The organism is Kordiimonas gwangyangensis DSM 19435 = JCM 12864 (assembly GCF_000375545.1).
Lineage (GTDB): Bacteria > Pseudomonadota > Alphaproteobacteria > Sphingomonadales > Kordiimonadaceae > Kordiimonas > Kordiimonas gwangyangensis.
This window is the reverse complement of sequence record NZ_AQXF01000001.1, coordinates 956227-976344: the sequence shown is the minus strand read 5'-3', so window position 1 is coordinate 976344 and position 20118 is coordinate 956227. Positions and strand designations below refer to the sequence as shown.

Sequence of the window (20118 nt, the reverse complement as noted above, 5' to 3'; positions counted from 1 at the left end):
CGAGGATGGAACCATGATAGGGCAGGCGCTTAACCGCACGTGGCAGCAGCTTTTACACCCCAAATTCAGAAGTGTGTTTTTCACCGGTGTTCTGGTGGCCTTTGGCACACTGGCGGGGCTCATATACCTTCTGAACATATATTGGCCGCAGGATTTTTCCTTTGGTTACAGCTGGCTTGAATGGCTGGACGAATTCGGCTTCTGGTCGGTTGCCATTATCGGCAGCTATATCCTGTTCCCGGCCATCTCCACCACCGTCATGGGCTTCCTGACCGACAAGATCGCGCTCGCGGTTGAAGAGGAATATTACCCCAACCGCATCGGCAGCCGGAAAGTCTCGGGGCTTGAGGTTGTGCTTGGTTCACTGCAACTGATGGCGATGGTCATCATCATCAACCTGATTGCGCTGATCCCCTATATCCTGCTGATCTTTACCATCGGCGGCACCTTCCTCTTGTTTGTTGCGGTGAACGGATTGCTTCTGGGCCGCGAATATTTTGAGATGGTCGCCATCCGCCATATGGACGCCCGCGAGGTACGCCGGTTCCGTAAACGCTATAGCGGCAAGATTTTTATCGGTGGTGCCATGATCGCGGTCTTGTTTGCCATCCCGTTCGTGAATATTCTGGCACCCATCGTCGGCACGGCGATGATGACCCATATATACCACAATCTAGCTAGTGGCCGTGCGTGAGGGGGCAAAGGAGAGAGAGTGAAAAAGCTGTATCACCGCTTGCCCCGCCCCTATGCCGCCGCCCTGCTGCCATGTCTGGCGCTTGGGCTACTCAGCGCCTGTGGTCCAACGGCCGAAACCGCGCCGCCTGAAAAAGTGGCCACACCCGCGCCTGAGCTGACGCCGGAGCCTGTGCCGCTCGCGGAAATGCACCCGCGTCCAGCCGCCGAGCCGCTGCGCCTGATGGGCCTGAGCCCGCACGATGTGCAAATCCTGATGGGCGACCCCACGCTTGTGCGCCGGGAAGACACCATGCAGGTCATGCTCTATGAGAATGCCGGCTGTGTTTTTGAGGTGGTATTCTATGAACCCACACTCGGCGAATATTTTGAAGCGCGCCATCTTGCCGCGCGCAGCCCAAGGGGCGAGAATGTCGATATCAAGGCATGCCTTGCCTCGCATCTACCGGGCGGGCACTGGCCCGATGAATAAAGCACGCATGAGCCAAGGGAGCTTTCATGAAACTTGACGCCGGAACCATCATCAAACTGGTGATCTACAGCTTCCTTGTGGGCGCATTCCTTTATTGGCTGAACTGGAGCCCGGGGGACGTGTATGGCTGGATAGCCAATCGCGTGGCCGAGGTATGGGATTGGCTCGTGGGCTCGGGGCTTAAGTATGTGCTTCTGGGCGCTACCATTGTTGTGCCTGTGTTCCTTCTCATGCAGTTCAGTAACCGGCGCAAAAGCTGATGGCGGGCTTCTTCGACCCACAGACGAAGGACGCCGGGAGCGACATTCGCCTGCACGCGCCTGCCACAGAGCGCAACCGCGGTGTGATCCTTGAGCTTCTGGAAGCCTGCATGCCAAAGGATGGCGTGCTCCTTGAAGTGGCGTCAGGCACCGGCGAACACGCGTCCTTCATGGCCCCGCGCCTGAAGCCGCTTCTGTGGCAACCCACCGATATCGACGACCGCCACCTCGCCAGCATCGATGCCTGGGCGGAGCATGTGGGCGCGGACAATCTGTTGCCCGCACGGCGCTTCAACGCGCTTGAGGATAGCTGGGCGTTTGACGGCCTGCCCGCGCGCGTCAGCGCCGTGGCGGCCATCAATCTTATCCATATTGCGCCGTGGGAAGTGGCGGAAGCCCTGATGAAAGGCGCAGGCAAAGCGCTGCAAACCGGCGATATCCTATACATGTATGGCCCCTACAAGCAGCATGGTGCTCATACGGCCCCTTCAAACGCCGCGTTTGACCTGTCGCTCAAACGGCAGAACCCGGATTGGGGGGTGCGGGACCTTGAAGCCGTGATGGACCTCGCGGACAACGCCGGTTTTTCAGGCCTCGATATCGTCGGCATGCCCGCCAACAATTTCTCGCTGATTTTCACCAAGGGCTAGGGCTCAGTAGAGCTCGTTCTTGAAGCCGTCGACGATGCGGTCGAGATCCTCGACCGGCATTTCAAGTTCCATATGGTCGCGGAACATCTCGCCCGCGCTCGCAAGCGCTGAACGCTCGGGCCAACTATCTGATTGCCAGAGCTTGGAGCGCAGGAACGCCTTCGAGCAGTGCAGGAAAGCGCTTTTCACCTCAACCGAGATGACCGAGAGCGGGATTTTGCCCTTGGTCTCGAAGCGCGCGCGCAGCTCCTCGTCCACGATAATGCTGGCACTGCCGAGCACCCGCAGGGTCTCAGACACATTGGGGATGAGGAATATGAGGCTCACATTCGGGTGCGCCAGAATGTTCGAAAGCGAATCGAGCCGCCGGTTACCCGGCCAGTCGGGCACAAGGATTGTGCTGTCACCCACCACCTGCACACTGCCCGGCGCGTCACCGCGTGGTGTCACGTCCACCTTGTCACCGTTTGTGGTGGCGAGCATGAGGAACGGCGACAGCTCAATGAAACGCTTGCAGTGCTTGTCGAGCGCGGAAAGTTCCTTCTCCACGCCCTTGTCACTCGGGTAGCCGTAATGCGCCCGGAGCGCCTCAATCGTCTCGATACGACCCTGCGCCATGGGCTTAAAGCGCCGCGGCCTGGGCGTCCGCCGTGTCGTTGGCTTCCGCGCCCATGTCATAGTGTTTGGAGTAGCGGCTGGCGATGCGCTCAACCGGCAGCAGGATGAACACATCCGTGGTGCCGAACTGCTTGTCCACCACCGCACCGTCACCGATGAAGCAGCCAATGCGCAAATAACCCTTGATGAGCGGCGGCAACGCGCGGCGAGCGCGTTTCACGTCAATCTCATCCGCCGGCATGGTGTTCATGTTCACGAACTGGCCATCAAGCGCCTTCACATGGAAATCATCGGCCACAAGGTGGTTGTGGTAAAGGTAAGCGAACGCTTCCTTGAATTCCTCGGGGTCGGTGCCTTCAAAGGACGCACAGCCAAACATATAGGCGATGTTGTGTTCCTTCAGGTATTCCGCGATGCCCTTCCACAGCATGTTGATGGTGGAAGTGGCGCGGTAATCCTTGTGCACGCACGAGCGGCCAAGTTCCAGCAGCTGGCGGCCTTCGCCCATCTGTTTCCGGAACGCGGGTGAGTTCATCGGCGTGAGGTCAAACTCACTACCGGAATAAAAACCGTTGTGCGCGTCAGCAATTTCCTGACGCAGAAGGCGGTAGGTGCCTACGACACGTTTGCCCTTCTTACGGTCATGGTCGATCACCAAGAGGTGGTCACACACGGCGTCATAGGGGTCGATGTCGCGCTTGGTCATGCGCATGCGCCAGTCGGGCTTGGCCTGCATTTCTTCGTAGAAAATCTTGTAGCGCAGTTTTTGCGCCCATTTGATTTCCTTGAACGACCGCGCGAGGCGCACTTCAAGGCTGCCCTGCCGCACATATGAAGGGGCACCGGCCAATGTCTGGGCTGCTGCCACCCGTGGGCGAATGCGTGCATATTTTTTCATAAGGCAATCCTAATAGGCGTGCACCGTGGCGATATTGTTACAAGTGCTTGAACAATCCATGACATAGACTTCATATGTCGGCCTTCCCATCGCCAGTTGCAAGGTTACCCGTTCCGACATCCTTTTTCCAGAGAATGAACAACAGGATAAGCCCCGGTAGCGCGACGGCTGTCGCATACAGGAAAAATTCCACCCAGCCAACGGCTTCCGCAACATATCCGCTTGGCGCGCCAAGAATTGTACGCGCCTGGTTACCGAGCGACGACATCAGCGCAAACTGTGTCGCGGTAAAATTGGCGTTACAAAGCCCGGCATAGTAGGCGATCACCACCGTGGTGCCGAGGCCAGTGGCAAAATTCTCGAACCCGATGGTGACAGCCAAACGCCAACCCTCCGTCGCCCCCATGGACAGCCACGCAAAGCCAAGGTTTGTCAGCATCATCAGGATGCCGGTGAACAGAAGCGCGGGGTATATGCCGATGCGCTTATATAGCACTGCCCCAAGCCCCACACCCACCATCAGCGTGATGAAACCCACGGTCTTGTTCGCGGTCGCGATATCAAGGTCGGAGAAGCCCATCTCAACAATCAGCGGGCCGGTCATGATGGCAGTGACAGCGTCACCCGCTTTGAAGAGGAGAATGAACAGCAGCACCAATAGCCAATAGTCGCGGCGGGAAAATTCCTTGAACGGCAGCCACACTGCTTCGCGCAGGCGCTCAAGCACCCGCGGCATCTTGCTGTTGCTTTGCCGCTCCTCGGCGAGGAAATCGCTTTCGTCCCGCGCCTTTGGCTCACCAATAAACAGGGCTGCCAGAAAACCGGGCAGCAGCAGCAGCGGCAGCAGGGATATCGCCAGCGCCCAACCATAGTAGTTGGCAATCAGCAGCACGCCCACACCCGCAATATAGTTTGCGGTGCGGTAGCCAAACACATAGGCAGCGGCGCTATAACCCTGTTCTTCGCGGTCGTCGATTATCTCGATCCGGTAGGCGTCAATCACGATATCCTGGCTCGCGGACAGGAAGGCGATGGCGGCACATAGCACTGCCACAGAATATAGCTGTGTCGAAGGTTCCAATCCGGCGACAGCAAAAATACAAACCGCCATCACCGCCTGAATGGTGAAAAGCCACCCCCTGCGCTGCCCAAAGAGCCGCGTGATAGGGCCAAGCGGCAGCCGGTCAATCGCGGGCGACCACAGGAATTTCCATGTGTAGAAGGTGGTGATAAGCGCAAAAAGCCCCACATCCGCCTTGCTGACATTCTCCCGCGAGAGCCAGATGCCCAGAAGCGAGATGACGAAAGTGAGCGGAAAGCCGCTCGACATGCCCAGCCCAAAGGTGGCAACGATACGGCGGTCACGGTACGGCTTGAGCGCGGCCCAAAGGTCTTGTGCTTTCGACAACCGCCTAACCCTCCGCTTTCACGCGCTCGGCGTCGACGACGATCCACAGGCCCTCGGCCTTGGCGACCATGTTGCCGTCTGCGTCAAACACCGCCGTGCCGCAGCGGCGCTTACGGCCTGAGCTGCCTAAGTCCCAGCCAATCACGGTGGCTTCGCCCTCGGCTTTCAGTTTGCCAGTAATCTCAGCCGTCAGGCGGCCAAGGAGCGCAGCCTCACCAGCCGCGCAGGCGAAATAGCCGGGGCAATCAAGTGCCGCCCACAGCATAAGGTCAGAGACATTGCCGTCTGCGTCCGCGAAACTCTCATGCAGCTGCCACTTGGCGGCGACCATGCCCGGCACACCTTCAACCAGTTTGGCGTGAATGCACAAGCCGTCCGGGTGGTTGCGGTCGTGACCACAGACAAAACAGGTCTCGAACGGCTCAAACTTCTTCGGCCGACCCGGCGCGTCGACCGGGTTGCCACCAAGAACAAGCGGCGTCGGCAGTGCGGGTACTTCGAGCGCAAGCGTGGCAGGCTTGGCGACACCAAGCACGGCATCACCCTGCAGCAGCGCGCTGCCGTCATCGGTCTTTTTGAGGCTGAGGTCGATATCAAGGGGTGGCGGTGCCTTGAGGCTGGCTTCCGCCGGGCCTTCAATCAGGCTCGCGAGCAGGCCGCACACATAACCGCCGTTGCCGCTGGTCGGTGGTCCCTTGAAGCGCGATGCAATCATCACTGTCTGGTGCATTATGTCCTCCCCGCGTATGTACCTTTTCCTCTAAGTAAGGGGCAAAATGGGCCATAGGCAAGGCAATCCTGCATACATGCGCGCTTTGCCTTTGCCTTCCGCCGCGCGCGGGGGTATGAAGCGCCATGATGAAAACGCCCAAAAACCCGGAACAGTCTGAGAAAACCCCAAGCGCCCGCCTCGCCGCGGTGCGTATCTTCATGGCTGTGACCCTCAAAGGCCGCCCCTTTGATGTGGCGCTTGATGATATCACCGAAGGCCTTGATGGCCGCGACCGCGCCTTTGTTATGCAGCTTGTGATGCTGTGTCTGCGCCGTCTTGGCTCCCTTCGCGTTTTGATGAGCGAGCTGATTGACCGGGGCTTGCCACGCAACGCCACATGGACGGATGCTGCGCTCCTGACCGGCCTCGCACAAATCCTGTTCATGCGCACCGCAGACCACGCGGCGGTGAATGAGACCGTGACGATGGTCAAAAACCTCTCGGGCAAGGAACGGGGTTTTTCCGGCCTCGTGAACGCCGTGCTGCGCCGCGCGGTGCGCGAACGCGATGCGCTAGCCAAGAAGCTTGACGCCATGCCCGAAGCAGACCTGCCGGACTGGCTGCAAAAAAGCTGGGCGAGGGCGTACGGGCAAGACGCGATGCAAGCCACCGCGCGCTGCCTGCAGACTGCACCGCCGCTTGATATCACGCTGAAGCCCGGCGAAGACCGGGCGGCATGGGCTGAACGGCTTGAGGCCACCATCATGCCCAACGGCACCCTGCGCCGCGCACTCACCGACGTGTCCGAGCTGCCGGGTTACACCGACGGCACATGGTGGGTGCAGGACATGGCGGCAAGCCTGCCGGTCATGCTGCTGGGTGATGTTGTTGGCAAACATGTGCTGGACATGTGCGCGGCACCGGGCGGCAAGACCATGCAGCTCGCGGCTGCGGGTGCTATCGTTACAGCCGTGGACCGCAACAAAAACCGCCTCAAGCGGCTTGAGGCCAACCTCGCCCGCACAAAGCTGGTTGCCGATGTGCATGTAGCAGATGCTGCCGCATTCACGCCCCAAAAGCCTGTGGATCATATCCTCCTTGATGCGCCGTGTTCGGCCACCGGCACACTCCGGCGCAACCCGGATGTGATCTGGACCAAAGGCCCGGCGGATGTTGAAAAGCTGGTAGCCCTGCAGGCCAAAATCCTTGACCACGCCTTCAGCCTGCTGCCCACCGGCGGCAAGCTCGTTTACTGCGTCTGTTCGCTTGAGCGCGCGGAAGGTGAAGACCAGATCACTGCTTTCCTTGACCGCCATAAAAACGCCAAACGCATGGCTATATCTGCCGATGAGCTTGGCGGCATGAGCGAGCTTATGACAGCAGAAGGTGACATGCGCTGCCTGCCCTCCATGATGGCAGACGCTGGCGGCATGGACGGCTTTTTTGCCGCGAGAATTGTAAAAGACTAACCAGCCCGGTATATGCGGGCTAACATGGCCCAAACGCTTGCGAGCTTTGGGTCAAACTGATATGGAAGCGCCATGAAAAAGCCTCTCAGAATCGCCCCTTCCATCCTGTCGGCTGATTTTGCCAAACTGGGTGAAGAAGTCCGTGCCGTTGACGCCGCTGGCGCCGACTATATCCACATCGACGTGATGGACGGCCATTTTGTGCCCAACATCACCATCGGCCCTGATGTTGTGAAGGCGCTCAGGTCCCACAGCGACAAGGTGTTCGACGTTCACCTGATGATCGAACCGGTGGACCCCTATATTGAGGCATTCGCCAAGGCTGGCGCCGATATCATCACCGCGCACGTGGAAGCGGGCCCGCACACCCACCGCACACTGCAGGCCATCAAGGCCGCGGGTGCGAAGGCAGGCATTTCGCTGAACCCGTCCACGCCCGAGAGCACAATCGACTATCTTTACGAGGAGCTTGATCTTATCCTCGTGATGTCGGTGAACCCGGGTTTTGGCGGCCAGAGCTTTATTTCCTCGCAACTGAGGAAAATCGAAGCCATCCGCAAGCGTATTGATGCGCTTGGCCTTGATATCGACCTTGAAGTTGATGGCGGCGTGAATGCGGCCACCATCCAGTCGGTCGTGGACGCGGGCGCGGATGTGGTTGTGGCCGGTAGCGCTACCTTCAAGGGCGGGCCGGACATGTATGCAGCCAATATCAAGGCGCTTCGGGTTTAAGCGGAACCGGTACCGAGATTTCAACAACCAAGGACAGGGAGCAGGCGGCGATGAACGCGGCCTTTGATCAGATCGCAGAATATGCAGCCAGAACGCCGATGTCGCGTTCCACGCTGAGACGCGATCAGAGCCCCCATCTTGTGCTGAACCTCCTCAAGCGCAGCGGCCAGAAGCTGCGCGAATGGGGCTATTCCACCTCGCTCTATAGCTACCGCCTGCGTGGCCGGCATCCGGGGCAGCTTCTTGGCAGCCCTGACGACCCGGCACCCGGTAATGCAACCCTCGGCTCCGCCATTTTTGGCGGCGACATGCTGCATGAGGGCGAACAGCATGTAATCAAGGAAGATTTCTGGCTGCGCATGGAAAATGCCAGCATGAAATTCCGCCGCTACGCGCACAGCTTCCACTGGCTGCAGGATCTGGCGCAAGTGAGCGACCAGGTGAAAGCGCGGGACGCGGCTGAAACCATGCTCGGTTGGTGGCTGCCCTACGGTGAAGACTGGTTCAAGGACGCGTGGGAGGCTGAAACGCTTGCGCGCCGCCTGATCAACTGGCTCACCCACGCGCCGCTTATCCTTTCAAGCGAAGACCTCGTATACCGCTCCAAGGTGCTGACAAGCTTCGCGCGCCAGACCCGGCATTTGATGCGGGTATGGAAAGACGCGCCCATGGGCCTGCCGCGGGTCTATACCACCACGGCGCTGACGCTGTGTGGCCTGCTGCTGCCCGGCGGCAACGGTTGGCTGAACCGCGGTAGTGCAGAGCTTGAGCGCACACTTTCCGCTTTCATCCTGCCGGACGGCGGGCCAATGAGCCGCAACACGGCGGACGCCATCCGCACCATGCAGCTTCTGATCCTCGTGCGCGGGGCGTACCAGGACCGCGGCAACGACCTGCCAGCATGGGTGCTGACCACCCTTGACCGTATCGCACCGTTCATCCGCGCCATGCGCCACGGTGACGGCAGTTTCGCACAGTTTGGCGGCGTCACCGCTGAAGGCGGGCATGGCACCAATGCCATCCTTGCGGCAAGCGAAGCCAAGGGTAAAGCGATCGAGAATGCGGCACACACCGGCTTCCAGCGTGTGGTTGCGGGCAAGGCCTGCCTCATTATGGACGCCGGGCCCCCACCACCCGCCGCGTTCGCCGCACGTGCGCATGCCAGCACCGGCGCCATCGAATTCTCCTGCGGGCAGGAACGCATTATCGTGAGCGTCGGCCCGGCCGCCAAACGTGGCCCGATGCCGCAGCTTGCCACGCTCGCGCGCACAACGGCCGCGCATTCGACCCTTGTGGCGGGTGACCGCAACTCGACACGGCTGATGGATGATGGCCGTCTTGGTGCTGGCGTTAGCGAAACACAGATGGTGCGCGAAGCCACGGAAGACAGCCAGCGTCTGCGCCTCACCCATGATGGCTACCTCAAGCGTTTTGGTGTGAAACACGAACGCCATATCGAGATCGCCGCCGACGGCAGCCGCATCAAGGGCAGCGACCGTCTGTTTGGCCCGAAAGCCGCAAAGCTGAAGGGGCAGGAAGTGCTGCTGCGCTTCCACCTGCACCCGCACATCCGCGCGATGAAAGCGCCGGACGGGCGTATCACGCTTGAGACACGCTCGGGCAAGACATGGATTTTTGACGCTGACGGCGGCAAGGCCGAGATTGAGGACAGCCTTTATCTCAGCCGACCCGACCGTCCGGAAGCCGCGAAGCAGATTGTTGTCAAACTTGCGCGCGGTTCGGGAAGCGGGGGACAAGAGCAACCCATTTGCAGTTGGGTTTTAAGCGAAATGGACCTCTGAGACGCACCTATGGCCTGATGGGTGGCCATGCGTTTCAGGGGTCTTCTATTTTTAGAGGCGACCAGGACTTATGGATAAAGTAACGATTAAACGCGCCCTTCTGTCGGTATCTGACAAAACGGGGCTGGTGGAGCTTGCAAAAGCGTTGGCGGACAAAGGTGTCGAGCTTCTCTCGACTGGTGGTTCCGCGAAGGCGATCCGTGATGCGGGCCTGCCGGTCAAGGAAGTGGCCGAGCACACTGGCTTCCCCGAGATGATGGACGGCCGTGTCAAAACCCTGCACCCCAAAATCCATGGTGGTCTACTCGCTCTCCGCGACAACAAGGAACACGTCAAGGCGATGACCGACCATGAGATCGGCGCCATCGACCTTGTTGCGATCAACCTCTATCCGTTTGAAGCCACCGTCGCTTCCGGCGCGGATTTCGAGACCTGCATCGAGAATATCGACATCGGTGGCCCGGCCATGGTGCGCTCAGCCGCCAAAAATCACGGCTTTGTCACCATCGTGACCGACCCGGCAGACTATGCCACTGTCATCGCGGAAATCACCGAGACCGGTGGTACCACGCTCGCGACCCGTCGCCGCCTCGCTGCCAAGGCCTACAGCCGTACCGGTTCCTATGACGCCGCAATCGCACAGTGGTTCGCCGAACAGAACGGTGAAACCTTCCCTGACCGCCTGCCGTTCGCCGGCGTGAAGGTGCAGGAATGCCGGTACGGTGAGAACCCGCACCAGGTTGCCGCTTTCTACAAGAACGCCGAGAACCGCCCGGGCATCGCCACCGCGACCCAGCACCAAGGCAAGGAACTTTCCTACAACAACCTCAACGACACCGACGCGGCGTTTGAGCTTGTGAGCGAGTTTGACCCTGCGGTGCCGACCGTCGCCATCATCAAACACGCGAACCCGTGTGGTGTGGCGCAAGGCACCAGCCTTGTGGACGCCTACAAGAAAGCGCTGAAGTGCGACCCGGTTTCCGCCTTCGGCGGTATCGTTGCGCTCAACGGCCTGCTGGACGCTGAAACGGCGGAAGAGATCATCAAGGTCTTCACCGAGGTGATCATCGCGCCGGAAGTGACCGATGAGGCCAAAGCCATCATTGGCGCGAAGAAAAACCTGCGCCTCCTGACCACCGGCGGCCTCGCAGAGCCGACGCAAGCCGCGAAAATGGTCAAGTCCGTTGCGGGCGGCTATCTGGTGCAGAACCGCGATACGGGCCGGGTGAGCCTTGATGACCTCAAGGTCGTCACGAAACGCGCGCCCACGGATGCTGAGCTTAAGGACATGCTGTTCGCCTTCCAGGTTGGCAAACATGTGAAATCAAACGCCATCGTCTATGTGCGTGACGGCATGACCGTTGGCATTGGCGCGGGGCAGATGAACCGCCGCGACAGCAGCCGCATTGCCGCCATCCGCGCCGGTGAAGCCGCTGAGATGGCAGGTGACGCTGAGAGCTTGGCCAAAGGCTCGGTGGTGGCGTCTGACGCCTTCTTCCCGTTCGCGGACGGCCTGCTGGCAGCGGCTGAAGCGGGCGCGACCGCCATCATCCAGCCGGGTGGTTCCATGCGCGACGAGGAAGTGATTGCAGCGGCAGATGAGGCTGGTCTTGCTATGGTCTTCACCGGCATGCGCCACTTCCGCCACTAGGGCGAGGTCCGCAATTAAATTGACACTGCGAATCAGCAAATGATATAATTTATATCAGCGGCTCCTGCTTTTTTCGAAGCCTTTAGTTCCACTAGGGGTAGTAAGTAGAAATTAGCGGGTGCCGCTATTTCTTTTTAGACGGAGCATCATGATTTATTCGAGAATCACTGGGAATAAATAGCCAGTGCCGATACTCGTGATGCCATCGATTTGAATACTCTCCCCTCACCCCCGTGCTAATACCAATGTTAAAATTGGCGTGAAATTTTCGAATGCGTTGAAGAACGTGCTTGTAGAGCTTCTCTTTAGCAATCGTTCTTTTTCCACGACGCCTTTGACCCTCAGGTATCGCCTTATGCATGTCGTTAAGTCGGAACTGCATCGCACCCAAAACAACGTCTGTTGCTTGCAATATCACGTGCCTTTTTGAATCTACATGCGTGATGTCTTCGCGGCTCAAGGTTAGATTCCTTGCGCGGAAGATTGGGTTCCTGCTTAGACCTGCCAGATAATCTTTAAATATTTCGTATTTCTCACTTTTGTCAGGAACATCGTCCAGAAACAGTGTCAAGTCAACTCGATCAGCATCGCTCTCAATGTAACGCAAGCCAAACGCATGCTTTATGAATTGGTAGTATAAGAGATAATATTGATTATCGACCTTATACTCTTCATCAATTTCAGGGACAAATCTGTTCTGAGTAAACATTATCCTCAGCTTTAATTTATCCTCCTCTAAAAGATCAAAAATCACATCTACAAATGCGATATACTTTTTAAGGTATCCCTCTGAGACTTTAGTCCATTTGATTTCACTGGTAAGCTGGACAGCCTCTCTACAAGCATTCAGCCGGTCTTCCACTTCGCGTTGGTAGTGAGAATCTAGTAACGCTCCCCCGTAAAAGTTAGAGAAGTATTTCCCCTTCTCAGCAGACTCATCGCAATAAATCAGGAAACGTTTTTTCATATCATTCGCAACACCCTTTTCTCGTAATAGTTTAAAATTGGTCAGAATATTTAATCAATAGACAAAAACGGGACTCTGCTCCGGCTTTTTTGTTTAGCGCGGCACAGTGCGCAGATGTTCGCGCAGGTGTTCAATACGGGCGCGTTTCACGTCTGCCTCATAGGGCACGGCGGGGGTTTTACCCCATATGGGGCCTGGCCACGCTGGGTCACCCTCATAGCGCGCGATGACATGGATATGCAGCTGCGGCACCATATTGCCAAGTGCCGCCACATTCATTTTGTTCGCGTCAAACGCCAGTTCCATGATGCGCGCGACCGCCGTCATCTCCCGCATCAGGGTTTGCTGGTCAGCTTCCGACAGCTCATGGATTTCGCGGATGCCCGCACGCTCCGGCACCAGAATGAGCCACGGGTAGGTGCTGTCATTCATCAGAAGCACACGGCAAAGCGACAGCGTCTCCACCCATTCGGTGTCCGCTGCCAGTTGTGCGTGCAGTGAAAATCCTGTCATAGTAGCGCTCCAAAGCTCGACCAAGGTAGTGTCATGACCTCATTCCATCGTACCCGTCTCGCCACCGAAGACGATATCTTTTTTATCCGCGCGTTGGAGATGGACCCGGCCAACCAATATGTGCATCAGTGGAATGAGGAACAACATGCAACTAAGTTGGCTGACCCGACTTATCGGTATCTCATTGCGGAGAATGTTGAAGGCAAGCCCATCGGCTTTGCCATCCTGAACTACAATAGTGCCGACCGGCTGGAGTGGCGGCGCATCATCGTTGCGCGCCGCGGCTTTGGCATTGGCCGCGCCTTCATGCGCGATGTGCTGGCCTATTTCGCGCAGGATGAAGCGCTTGAGACCATCTGGCTCGACGTTTACGCCCGAAACGAGCGCGCGGTGCATGTATACACATCACTCGGCTTCAAACAGACGGGTGAGGACCTCACCTCCGTGCCCGGCGAGCAGCTTCTGGTCATGGAGTACCAGCTGCCATAAAAAACCGCCCCGAAACCAAGGGCCGGGGCGGTGTTTTCATCAAGGCTGGACAATCAGAGCGAAGGATCTTCATCCTCGTCACTGTCATCATCATCCTTTTCTTTTTCTTTTTTCGCCTTTTTGTCTTTCATGTCCTTGGCATGTTTCTTGTGCTCTTTGGCCATGTCTTTGGCATGTTTTTTATGTTCTTTCGCCATATCCTTGGCGTGCTTTTTGTGTTCCTTGCCCATGTCTTTGGCGTTTTTCTTGTGGGCTTTGGCGATAGCCTTGTCGCACTTGGCCTGGGCTTTGGCTTTATCCTTATCAGACCCGCCTTCAGCCTTCTTCATCGCTTCGTCGCACTTGGCTTGCGCTTTTTCCATCGCCGCCTTGTGCATATCGTGCATCTCGCCCTTCTCACCCTTCCCGTGGTGATCAAGCGCCTGCGCGGCACCCATGCCCGCAACAGCAAAGCAGGCAGCAAAAACAGTGGTAATAACCGGGAGCTTTTTCATATTTGCCCTCCTCAAATGACCTTCAGAACTCTGAACAGCATGGCGGCCATGATAACGCACTTTAAAGCCCGCACCTATCGCTGAGCGCAGACGTTCACGCATTAGTGCTATTCGCCTGCCGAGCGCCGCATGAGTTTCTCGAAGAAGTCCACTTGGCGTGCGATTACGGCGATCGGCACGGCCTCATTGGTGCCGTGAATACGTTTGAGGTCTTCAGGTTTGAAGACAAAAGGCATGAAGCGGTACACGCCGTCAGCCACAATGTCATAATGCCGCGCGTCGGTGCCTTGCACCGTGAGCGTGGGTGCGATGGGGATATCGCCGAACTCGTCCGCGATGGTGGCTTCAATCGCCTTGTAACCCTCACCCATGGGGTCAGACATGCTGGTGGCTTCACGGCCACCGCCAAGGTTGGTGATTTTCACCCGCTCGTCATCCACGAGTGCGCGGGCGCGTTCGGTGACACTTTCAACCGTGTCGCGCGGGTGGATGCGGTAGTTCACCACCGCCTCGCCATACTGCGGCAGAATGTTGGTTTTGGTGCCCGATTTCATCATGGTGAACGCCGTGGTGGTGCGCATGAAGGCTGCCACCGTCGGGCTTTTCGCGAGTTCCGCTTCCATCAGCGGGCGCGTGAGCCAAAGGTTGGCGATCATCAGGCGGTTGATGAACGGCTGTTCGGGCGCGATGGCGAAGAGGAACTCCTCAAGGTGTTCATCGAGGATCGGCTCATAGGGGTTGTCCATCACAGCCACACCCGCTTTGGCGGCGAGGCTGGCGGCCGTGAACTCTTTCGGTGCGCTGGAGTGCCCACCTTCATCCTCAGCCGAGAATTTGAGCGTGACCGAGCCCTTTTCACCAAGGCTGACGAGCGCCACCGGGCTTTTGATGCCGGGCACAATGCCGTCGGTCATGGCCGAACCTTCGTCCATCGCCCAGGCAAGCTGCACACCGCGCGCCTTGAGGATTTCTGCCATCTTCACGGCACCATTGTCGCCGCCCAGTTCCTCATCGTGACCGAAGAGGAAATAGATATCGCGGTCTGGCGTGAAGCCCGAAGCCGCCATACGTTCCGCCGCTTCCATGAGGGAAATCAGGATGCCTTTATCATCGAGCGCGCCCCGGCCCCACAGCACACCGTCCGCATCAATCACACCGTGGAAGGGCGGGTGTTTCCAGTCCTTCAGGCCATATTCCGGCACCGGCACCACATCCATGTGCGCCAAGAGCGCGATGGGCTTTTTGCTGGCGCCTTCAGCGGCTGGCCAGCGGTACATGAGTGAGTAGTCTGAGACGACTTCTTTTTCCATCACCCTGTGGGCATTGGGGTAGGTGTCCTCCAAGAACTTGTGGAAGCCTTTGAAGGCCGCATCATCGGGCGCGGTATTCAGGTCCCGGCTGATGGTCTCATAGCGGATGGCGGCAGCGAGGTTTTCACCAATGCGGCGCACTTCTGTCTCATCCAGCGCCGCACTTTTCAGCACCCGCGCCTCACCCGCCGGCAGCAGCATGAAGGTACGCGTGACCATCACCGTGCCAATGATCACCACCGCCAGCAGCAGCAAAAGCCCAAGAGTTTTCAGAATACGCATTAGGGTCCCCCGATTGAATTTCGGCTAATATTAGACCGGACAGTCCAGTTGTCGAGCGATTTACGCGCGCGATATCGGAAGGGTCAGGGTACCGGGGGTAGATACGGCATCAACAAGTCTGCAATCAGCCTGCCTGCACGGTCTGACTTCCGTATGAGGCCTAGAGATCCACCCTGCTCCATAAGGTGAGCTTGCGAGGCTCCCGACCGGACATTCATTTCAACGAGGCAGCCATGGCCCCCATCAAATTCGTTCCACGGCAGGAACTCGTCTTTCACCTGCTTGCCGGTTTCGGTCTGCAACAGGGCAGCTACCCTCGGCCACAAATCATCGTGGGTATGCGTGACAGTCAATTGAGGCGCTTTGCCGTATCGATGCACCTTCCTTACCATCGTTCCGTCGGGCAACAGAAACAACTGCTGGGAAAAGGTTTCGCATGTTGCCTGATATGACACGCCATTCGCCCGTGCCCCCAAACCCGATACATCAGGCGTGGGGTTAGAAACACACCCCATCATGAGAAACGTCAGTAAAATTAGAAAACGCTGCTTCAAGTGTCTTTTCCTTGCACTGGCAGGTGTCAGCCCGCTGACATTTGGCTTGGTCTAGTTACGAGACTTTTGATCGAATGACTCCGCCAGTTCCCTGAAAATGTTCACTATCTCCCTACCAGCGGCATCATGTTTTTCTATACGCTCTTCGCAAGGCATCGCATCGAAATGATAGTAGGCCGTTTTCTCGCCAACCCGGACATAAAGATACTCGTATCCACCATCACAGATGGCATTCTCATCGGTCGTAAGGTCTAACGGCTCCTCGCCACCTTTTTCCTGCACAATCTTTGCCACGCGAAGCCACAAAGCTCGGTCGATGTATGTCCTTTCCTGACCAAGGCGCATGCTTGTTGTGCCTCCTTCATACCTGCGGTGCACAGTGCCTGAGGGATACACATAAATATACGGCCCGCCAAATAGCCAGCCAGTGCCATACCGCGCACCCTCAGTGGTTTGCCCAAGCGATTGTCGCGCTTCCCAACCGCCGGAACAGGCTGTCAGCAGCAAGAAGCCAACAAGCACAAGGTATCTGATCAAAGTGTCTTTTCCTTATAAAGGCAGATATCGGTGAGCTTGCATTTGGTGCAGTCGGGCTTGCGGGCCTTGCAGATGTAGCGGCCAAGCAGAATGAGCCAGTGGTGCGCGTGCAGGCGGAAGGGTTCTGGGATGACCTTTTCAAGCGCCAGCTCGACCTTCAGCACGTCCTTGCCGGGCGCGAGGCCGGTGCGGTTCGACACCCGGAAGATATGCGTATCCACAGCACAGGTCGGCTGGCCGAAGGCAATATTCAGCACCACATTGGCGGTTTTGCGGCCAACGCCGGGCAGGGCTTCAAGCTCCTCCCGCGTTTCCGGCACCTTGCTGCCGTGGTTCTCGATCAGCATGCGGCAAAGCTCGATCACATTCACCGCTTTGGAATTATAGAGCCCGATGGTTTTGATGTATTCCTTCAGACCATCGACACCGAGCGCATACATCTTCTCCGGCGTGTCCGCCACGGGCCAGAGGTTTTTGGTCGCCTTGTTGACCCCCACGTCGGTCGCCTGCGCCGACAGCACAACGGCGACGAGCAGTGTGAACTCGTTCACATAATCGAGCTCGCCTTCGGGATTTGGATTGTCGTCCGCCAGCCTTCTGAAAAACTCGAAAATCTGCTCCCGGTTCAGCTTTGAATATTTGCCCGCCATTATTTCAGCCCTTCCGCGAGGTTACTGACCACGCGCACGAGGCGCGCGAGGTCCACATCGCGCGACAGCCGGTGGTCGCCGCCGGGCACGAGGATGACTTCCGTGTCCTCACCCGTCAGGTTATCCGCGATACTGAGGGCCGTTTGCCACGGCACGTCAGGGTCCAAAGTGCCCTGAATGAGGCGTACGGGAATATCGAGATGGATCGGGCCGTGGTTCACGCGGCTCCTGTAGCCGTCCTCGAACAGGTCGCGGGTGAACACATAAGGGTCGGGGCCGTATTCGGATGGCACCAGCAAGCGGCCTTCCGTCATGATCGTTTCGCGTTCCGCGTCCGTCAGCGCATCCCAGTGCCAGAGCGTGAAATCGGGTGCTGCGGCGATACCGACGAGCGCCTTCACCCGCGCACGGCGCGCCTTGGCGGCGAGGAGGGCGATCCAGCCGCCCATGGAAGACCCCACAAGGATTTGCGGGCCCATGGTCAGCCGGTCAATGACCGAAAGCGCATCCTTGAGCCAGAGGCCGATGGTGCCGTCGGCAAACTTGCCGGACGATTGCCCATGCCCCTGATAGTCGAAGCGCACAAAGGCGCGGCCTTGCGCTCTAGCCCACTCCTCGAGCGCGAGCGCTTTAGAGCCTTCCATATCGCTCATGAACCCGCCAAGGAACACCACCCCCGGCCCCGCGCCATAGGTGCGGTGATAGGCGATACGGGTTCCGTGGTCGGTTTCAACGAATGATGGCTCAGCCATGCGCAAATTCCCCTCAGATGCAAAGTGTTGCCCGAGCGTGACCCTAGCAGGGGTCTTTTTACGCCTCAAGACGCATAAAAGCCAAGGCATTGCTTGACTTCCGCGCGGCGCATAGTTAACTCGCCAAGGTCTGTAAATTTGTTTGTTATATGGATAACGAGCAATCTGGAAAAACATTTTAGGAAACCCTACCGATGAACGAGAACGCGAGTGTCAAAAACCCGGTCAACCTGCGCCTGCCTGATGGCAGCGTGCGCACGTTTGATGGCCCGGTGACCGGCACTACACTCGCCTCGGATATCGGTCCGGGGCTCCTCAAGGCTGCGCTGGCGATCAAAGTGAATGGCGAGCTGTGGGACCTTGGCCGCCCGATCGAGGCGGACGCCGATGTTTCCATCATCACCAAGAAGGACGACGACGGCCTTGAGCTGATGCGCCACGACGCGGCGCACATCATGGCTGAAGCCGTGCAGGAACTTTTCACCGGCACGCAGGTCACCATCGGCCCCGTGATCGAGGACGGCTTCTTCTACGACTTCGCGCGCGACAAGCCGTTCACCGAAGAAGACCTTGAGGTGATCGAGAAGCGCATGCACGAGATCGTGGCGCGTGACGAGGAGATCATCCGCGAGGTTTGGGACCGTGACGAAGCCGTGGCCTACTTCAAGAAGATTGGCGAGCTGTATAAAGCCGAGCTGATTGAGGCAATCCCGGCAGGCGAGGCGGTAACAATTTACCGGCAAGGTGAGTGGCTTGACCTCTGCCGTGGCCCGCACCTGCCCTCGACCGGTAAACTGGGTGACGCGTTCAAGCTGATGAAAGTCGCGGGCGCTTACTGGCGCGGCGACAGCAAGAACGAGATGCTGACCCGCATCTACGGCACCTGCTGGCGCGACAAGAAGGAACTGAACGCCTATATCACGCGGCTTGAAGAAGCCGCGAAACGCGACCACCGCAAACTGGGCCGCGAGATGGACCTCTTTCACCTGCAGGAAGAAGCGCAAGGCAGCGTTTTCTGGCACCCGCAGGGTTACACCATCTGGCTGGCGCTTGAGAAATACATCCGCACACGCCTTCAGGGCGCGGGCTATGTGGAGGTGAAAACCCCGCAGCTTCTCGACAGCAAGTTCTGGGAGCAATCCGGCCACTGGGCGAAGTTCCGCGAGAATATGTTCGTGGTGCCGGACGAGATCCCGAACACCGAGGAAGACGGGCCAGTACTGTCGGGCGACGCCAAACTGATGGCGCTCAAGCCGATGAACTGCCCGGCCCACGTGCAGATCTTCAAGCAGGGTATCAAGTCCTACCGCGACCTGCCGATCCGCATGGCGGAGTTTGGCTGCTGTCACCGGAACGAGGCGCACGGTGCGCTGCACGGCCTGATGCGTGTGCGCCAGATGACGCAGGACGATGCCCACATCTTCTGCCGTGAGGACCAGATCACCGCGGAGACGATCAACTTCTGTAACCTGCTGTCGTCGGTCTACCGCGACCTTGGCTTCCCTGAATTCAAGGTCCTGCTGGCTACCCGCCCCGAAAAACGTGCGGGCACGGACGAGGAATGGGACAAAGCGGAAGCCAGGCTTGAGGCTGCGCTCAAGGAAACCGGGCTCGATTATGATTTCGCGCCGGGTGAGGGTGCCTTCTATGGCCCGAAACTTGAGTTCCACCTCAATGACGCCATCGGCCGTACCTGGCAGTGCGGCACGCTTCAGCTTGATCCGAATATTCCGGAACTCCTGGACGCGAGCTATATCGGTGAAGACGGTGCCAAACACCGTCCGGTGATGCTGCACCGTGCCATCCTTGGCACGCTGGAGCGTTTCATCGGCATCATGATCGAACACTATGCCGGCAAGATGCCGCTGTGGATGGCACCGACACAGGTTGTTGTGGCGCCCATCACCTCGGACGCTGACGGCTATGCCACCAAAGTGGCCGAAACCTTGAAAGCCAAGGGCATGCGCGTGAACACTGACCTTCGGAACGAGAAGATCAACTACAAGGTTCGCGAACACAGCCACGCCAAGGTGCCGGTGATCCTTGTGGTTGGCATGCGCGAGGCGGAAGAAGGCAAGGTGTCCATGCGACGCCTTGGCTCAAACGATAATACGGTACTGCCGCTTGACGAGGTGGCCGAGGCACTGGCCGCTGAGGCCCAGATGCCAACCGGTAACTGACAATTTGGCAACGGGGGTGTGCAAA

22 protein-coding genes are annotated in these 20118 nt (G+C 58.2%); 10 read left to right on the top strand and 12 right to left on the bottom strand.

Annotated elements, in window-relative coordinates; all coding sequences use genetic code 11:
• The first annotated feature begins 13 nt into the window (after positions 1 to 13).
• The 4 genes from B150_RS19755 to B150_RS0104665 are packed head-to-tail and all read left to right on the top strand — an operon-like array spanning position 14 to position 2075.
• On the top strand, positions 14 to 694 hold the full coding sequence (locus B150_RS19755; protein ID WP_020398734.1) for an EI24 domain-containing protein: 681 nt from the start codon (positions 14 to 16) through the stop codon (positions 692 to 694).
• 18 nt (positions 695 to 712) lie between these two features.
• A complete protein-coding gene (locus B150_RS0104675; protein ID WP_020398733.1) occupies positions 713 to 1165 on the top strand; it encodes a hypothetical protein in 453 nt (150 codons plus the stop codon).
• A 26-nt stretch (positions 1166 to 1191) separates the two neighbouring features.
• Positions 1192 to 1425 carry a DUF6460 domain-containing protein gene (locus B150_RS0104670; protein ID WP_020398732.1) on the top strand — a complete coding sequence of 78 codons (234 nt, stop codon included), beginning with the start codon at positions 1192 to 1194 and terminating at the stop codon, positions 1423 to 1425.
• On the top strand, positions 1425 to 2075 hold the full coding sequence (locus B150_RS0104665; protein ID WP_020398731.1) for a DUF938 domain-containing protein: 651 nt from the start codon (positions 1425 to 1427) through the stop codon (positions 2073 to 2075). The genes B150_RS0104670 and B150_RS0104665 overlap by 1 nt, the downstream gene beginning before the upstream one ends.
• A 3-nt stretch (positions 2076 to 2078) precedes the next feature.
• On the opposite strand, the gene B150_RS0104660 is transcribed toward B150_RS0104665, so the two are convergent.
• From B150_RS0104660 to B150_RS19745, 4 genes are all read right to left on the bottom strand, one after another.
• Complete coding sequence (locus B150_RS0104660) at positions 2079 to 2693, bottom strand: MSMEG_1061 family FMN-dependent PPOX-type flavoprotein (protein WP_020398730.1); 615 nt, start codon at positions 2691 to 2693, stop codon at positions 2079 to 2081.
• A 4-nt stretch (positions 2694 to 2697) separates the two neighbouring features.
• The gene (gene olsB, locus B150_RS0104655; protein WP_020398729.1) at positions 2698 to 3591 is read right to left on the bottom strand and encodes a l-ornithine N(alpha)-acyltransferase; all 894 of its coding nucleotides are present in this window, start codon (positions 3589 to 3591) and stop codon (positions 2698 to 2700) included.
• Positions 3592 to 3661: 70 nt separating this feature from the next.
• On the bottom strand, positions 3662 to 4999 hold the full coding sequence (locus tag B150_RS19750) for an AmpG family muropeptide MFS transporter (protein ID WP_020398728.1): 1338 nt from the start codon (positions 4997 to 4999) through the stop codon (positions 3662 to 3664).
• A gap of 4 nt (positions 5000 to 5003) precedes the next feature.
• Positions 5004 to 5729 (bottom strand): hypothetical protein, encoded by a 726-nt coding sequence (locus B150_RS19745; protein ID WP_020398727.1) that lies wholly within the window; start codon positions 5727 to 5729, stop codon positions 5004 to 5006.
• Positions 5730 to 5854: 125 nt separating this feature from the next.
• Here B150_RS19745 and B150_RS0104640 point away from each other — a divergent pair, with 125 nt between their 5' ends.
• From B150_RS0104640 to purH, 4 genes are all read left to right on the top strand, one after another.
• Entirely contained in the window at positions 5855 to 7180 is a 1326-nt protein-coding gene (locus B150_RS0104640; protein WP_020398726.1) for an RsmB/NOP family class I SAM-dependent RNA methyltransferase, read from the top strand.
• 72 nt (positions 7181 to 7252) lie between these two features.
• On the top strand, positions 7253 to 7912 hold the full coding sequence (rpe, locus tag B150_RS0104635; RefSeq protein WP_020398725.1) for a ribulose-phosphate 3-epimerase: 660 nt from the start codon (positions 7253 to 7255) through the stop codon (positions 7910 to 7912).
• A 50-nt stretch (positions 7913 to 7962) separates the two neighbouring features.
• Positions 7963 to 9714, top strand: a complete 1752-nt coding sequence (locus B150_RS0104630) for a heparinase II/III family protein (protein WP_020398724.1) — start codon at positions 7963 to 7965, stop codon at positions 9712 to 9714.
• A 70-nt stretch (positions 9715 to 9784) separates the two neighbouring features.
• The gene (gene purH, locus B150_RS0104625) at positions 9785 to 11365 is read left to right on the top strand and encodes a bifunctional phosphoribosylaminoimidazolecarboxamide formyltransferase/IMP cyclohydrolase (protein WP_020398723.1); all 1581 of its coding nucleotides are present in this window, start codon (positions 9785 to 9787) and stop codon (positions 11363 to 11365) included.
• A 124-nt stretch (positions 11366 to 11489) separates the two neighbouring features.
• Here purH and B150_RS0104620 read toward each other — a convergent pair whose 3' ends face one another.
• Together B150_RS0104620 and B150_RS0104615 are read right to left on the bottom strand one after the other, a co-directional pair.
• Positions 11490 to 12332 (bottom strand): DUF3800 domain-containing protein, encoded by an 843-nt coding sequence (locus tag B150_RS0104620; protein WP_020398722.1) that lies wholly within the window; start codon positions 12330 to 12332, stop codon positions 11490 to 11492.
• 93 nt (positions 12333 to 12425) lie between these two features.
• Positions 12426 to 12845 carry an HIT domain-containing protein gene (locus tag B150_RS0104615; RefSeq protein WP_020398721.1) on the bottom strand — a complete coding sequence of 140 codons (420 nt, stop codon included), beginning with the start codon at positions 12843 to 12845 and terminating at the stop codon, positions 12426 to 12428.
• A 33-nt stretch (positions 12846 to 12878) separates the two neighbouring features.
• Between B150_RS0104615 and B150_RS0104610 the strand changes: the two genes are divergently transcribed.
• Positions 12879 to 13334 (top strand): GNAT family N-acetyltransferase, encoded by a 456-nt coding sequence (locus B150_RS0104610; RefSeq protein WP_020398720.1) that lies wholly within the window; start codon positions 12879 to 12881, stop codon positions 13332 to 13334.
• Between the two features lie 53 nt (positions 13335 to 13387).
• Here the strand turns inward: B150_RS0104610 and B150_RS0104605 are convergent, their stop codons facing one another.
• The 6 genes from B150_RS0104605 to B150_RS0104580 all read right to left on the bottom strand — a co-directional run bounded on the left by B150_RS0104605 (position 13388) and on the right by B150_RS0104580 (position 17913).
• Positions 13388 to 13930 (bottom strand): hypothetical protein, encoded by a 543-nt coding sequence (locus B150_RS0104605; protein ID WP_155859927.1) that lies wholly within the window; start codon positions 13928 to 13930, stop codon positions 13388 to 13390.
• A 5-nt stretch (positions 13931 to 13935) separates the two neighbouring features.
• Complete coding sequence (locus B150_RS0104600; RefSeq protein ID WP_020398718.1) at positions 13936 to 15420, bottom strand: M20/M25/M40 family metallo-hydrolase; 1485 nt, start codon at positions 15418 to 15420, stop codon at positions 13936 to 13938.
• Positions 15421 to 15503: 83 nt separating this feature from the next.
• Positions 15504 to 15974: a hypothetical protein gene (locus B150_RS0104595; protein ID WP_020398717.1), complete on the bottom strand. Its 471-nt coding sequence runs from the start codon at positions 15972 to 15974 to the stop codon at positions 15504 to 15506.
• A gap of 51 nt (positions 15975 to 16025) precedes the next feature.
• Positions 16026 to 16511 (bottom strand): hypothetical protein, encoded by a 486-nt coding sequence (locus B150_RS0104590; protein WP_020398716.1) that lies wholly within the window; start codon positions 16509 to 16511, stop codon positions 16026 to 16028.
• Positions 16508 to 17161 (bottom strand): endonuclease III, encoded by a 654-nt coding sequence (gene nth / locus B150_RS0104585; protein WP_020398715.1) that lies wholly within the window; start codon positions 17159 to 17161, stop codon positions 16508 to 16510. The genes B150_RS0104590 and nth overlap by 4 nt, the downstream gene beginning before the upstream one ends.
• A complete protein-coding gene (locus B150_RS0104580; RefSeq protein WP_020398714.1) occupies positions 17161 to 17913 on the bottom strand; it encodes an alpha/beta fold hydrolase in 753 nt (250 codons plus the stop codon). Before B150_RS0104580 ends, nth begins: the two co-directional genes overlap by 1 nt.
• A gap of 194 nt (positions 17914 to 18107) precedes the next feature.
• On the opposite strand from B150_RS0104580, the gene thrS reads away from it, so the two are divergent.
• Positions 18108 to 20093: a threonine--tRNA ligase gene (thrS, locus tag B150_RS0104575; RefSeq protein WP_020398713.1), complete on the top strand. Its 1986-nt coding sequence runs from the start codon at positions 18108 to 18110 to the stop codon at positions 20091 to 20093.
• Positions 20094 to 20118 lie beyond the last annotated feature (25 nt).

Coding starts and splice junctions, on each gene's coding strand:
- B150_RS0104665 (WP_020398731.1), top strand. CDS start 1,425: ATGGCGGGCTTCTTCGACCCACAGACGAAGGACGCCGGGAGCGACATT.
- B150_RS0104600 (WP_020398718.1), bottom strand. CDS start 15,420: ATGCGTATTCTGAAAACTCTTGGGCTTTTGCTGCTGCTGGCGGTGGTG.
- B150_RS0104610 (WP_020398720.1), top strand. CDS start 12,879: ATGACCTCATTCCATCGTACCCGTCTCGCCACCGAAGACGATATCTTT.
- thrS (WP_020398713.1), top strand. CDS start 18,108: ATGAACGAGAACGCGAGTGTCAAAAACCCGGTCAACCTGCGCCTGCCT.
- B150_RS19745 (WP_020398727.1), bottom strand. CDS start 5,729: ATGCACCAGACAGTGATGATTGCATCGCGCTTCAAGGGACCACCGACC.
- B150_RS0104615 (WP_020398721.1), bottom strand. CDS start 12,845: ATGACAGGATTTTCACTGCACGCACAACTGGCAGCGGACACCGAATGG.
- B150_RS0104640 (WP_020398726.1), top strand. CDS start 5,855: ATGATGAAAACGCCCAAAAACCCGGAACAGTCTGAGAAAACCCCAAGC.
- B150_RS0104605 (WP_155859927.1), bottom strand. CDS start 13,930: ATGCGTGAACGTCTGCGCTCAGCGATAGGTGCGGGCTTTAAAGTGCGT.
- olsB (WP_020398729.1), bottom strand. CDS start 3,591: ATGAAAAAATATGCACGCATTCGCCCACGGGTGGCAGCAGCCCAGACA.
- B150_RS19755 (WP_020398734.1), top strand. CDS start 14: ATGATAGGGCAGGCGCTTAACCGCACGTGGCAGCAGCTTTTACACCCC.
- nth (WP_020398715.1), bottom strand. CDS start 17,161: ATGGCGGGCAAATATTCAAAGCTGAACCGGGAGCAGATTTTCGAGTTT.
- purH (WP_020398723.1), top strand. CDS start 9,785: ATGGATAAAGTAACGATTAAACGCGCCCTTCTGTCGGTATCTGACAAA.
- B150_RS0104620 (WP_020398722.1), bottom strand. CDS start 12,332: ATGAAAAAACGTTTCCTGATTTATTGCGATGAGTCTGCTGAGAAGGGG.
- B150_RS0104670 (WP_020398732.1), top strand. CDS start 1,192: ATGAAACTTGACGCCGGAACCATCATCAAACTGGTGATCTACAGCTTC.
- B150_RS0104630 (WP_020398724.1), top strand. CDS start 7,963: ATGAACGCGGCCTTTGATCAGATCGCAGAATATGCAGCCAGAACGCCG.
- B150_RS0104660 (WP_020398730.1), bottom strand. CDS start 2,693: ATGGCGCAGGGTCGTATCGAGACGATTGAGGCGCTCCGGGCGCATTAC.
- rpe (WP_020398725.1), top strand. CDS start 7,253: ATGAAAAAGCCTCTCAGAATCGCCCCTTCCATCCTGTCGGCTGATTTT.
- B150_RS0104580 (WP_020398714.1), bottom strand. CDS start 17,913: ATGGCTGAGCCATCATTCGTTGAAACCGACCACGGAACCCGTATCGCC.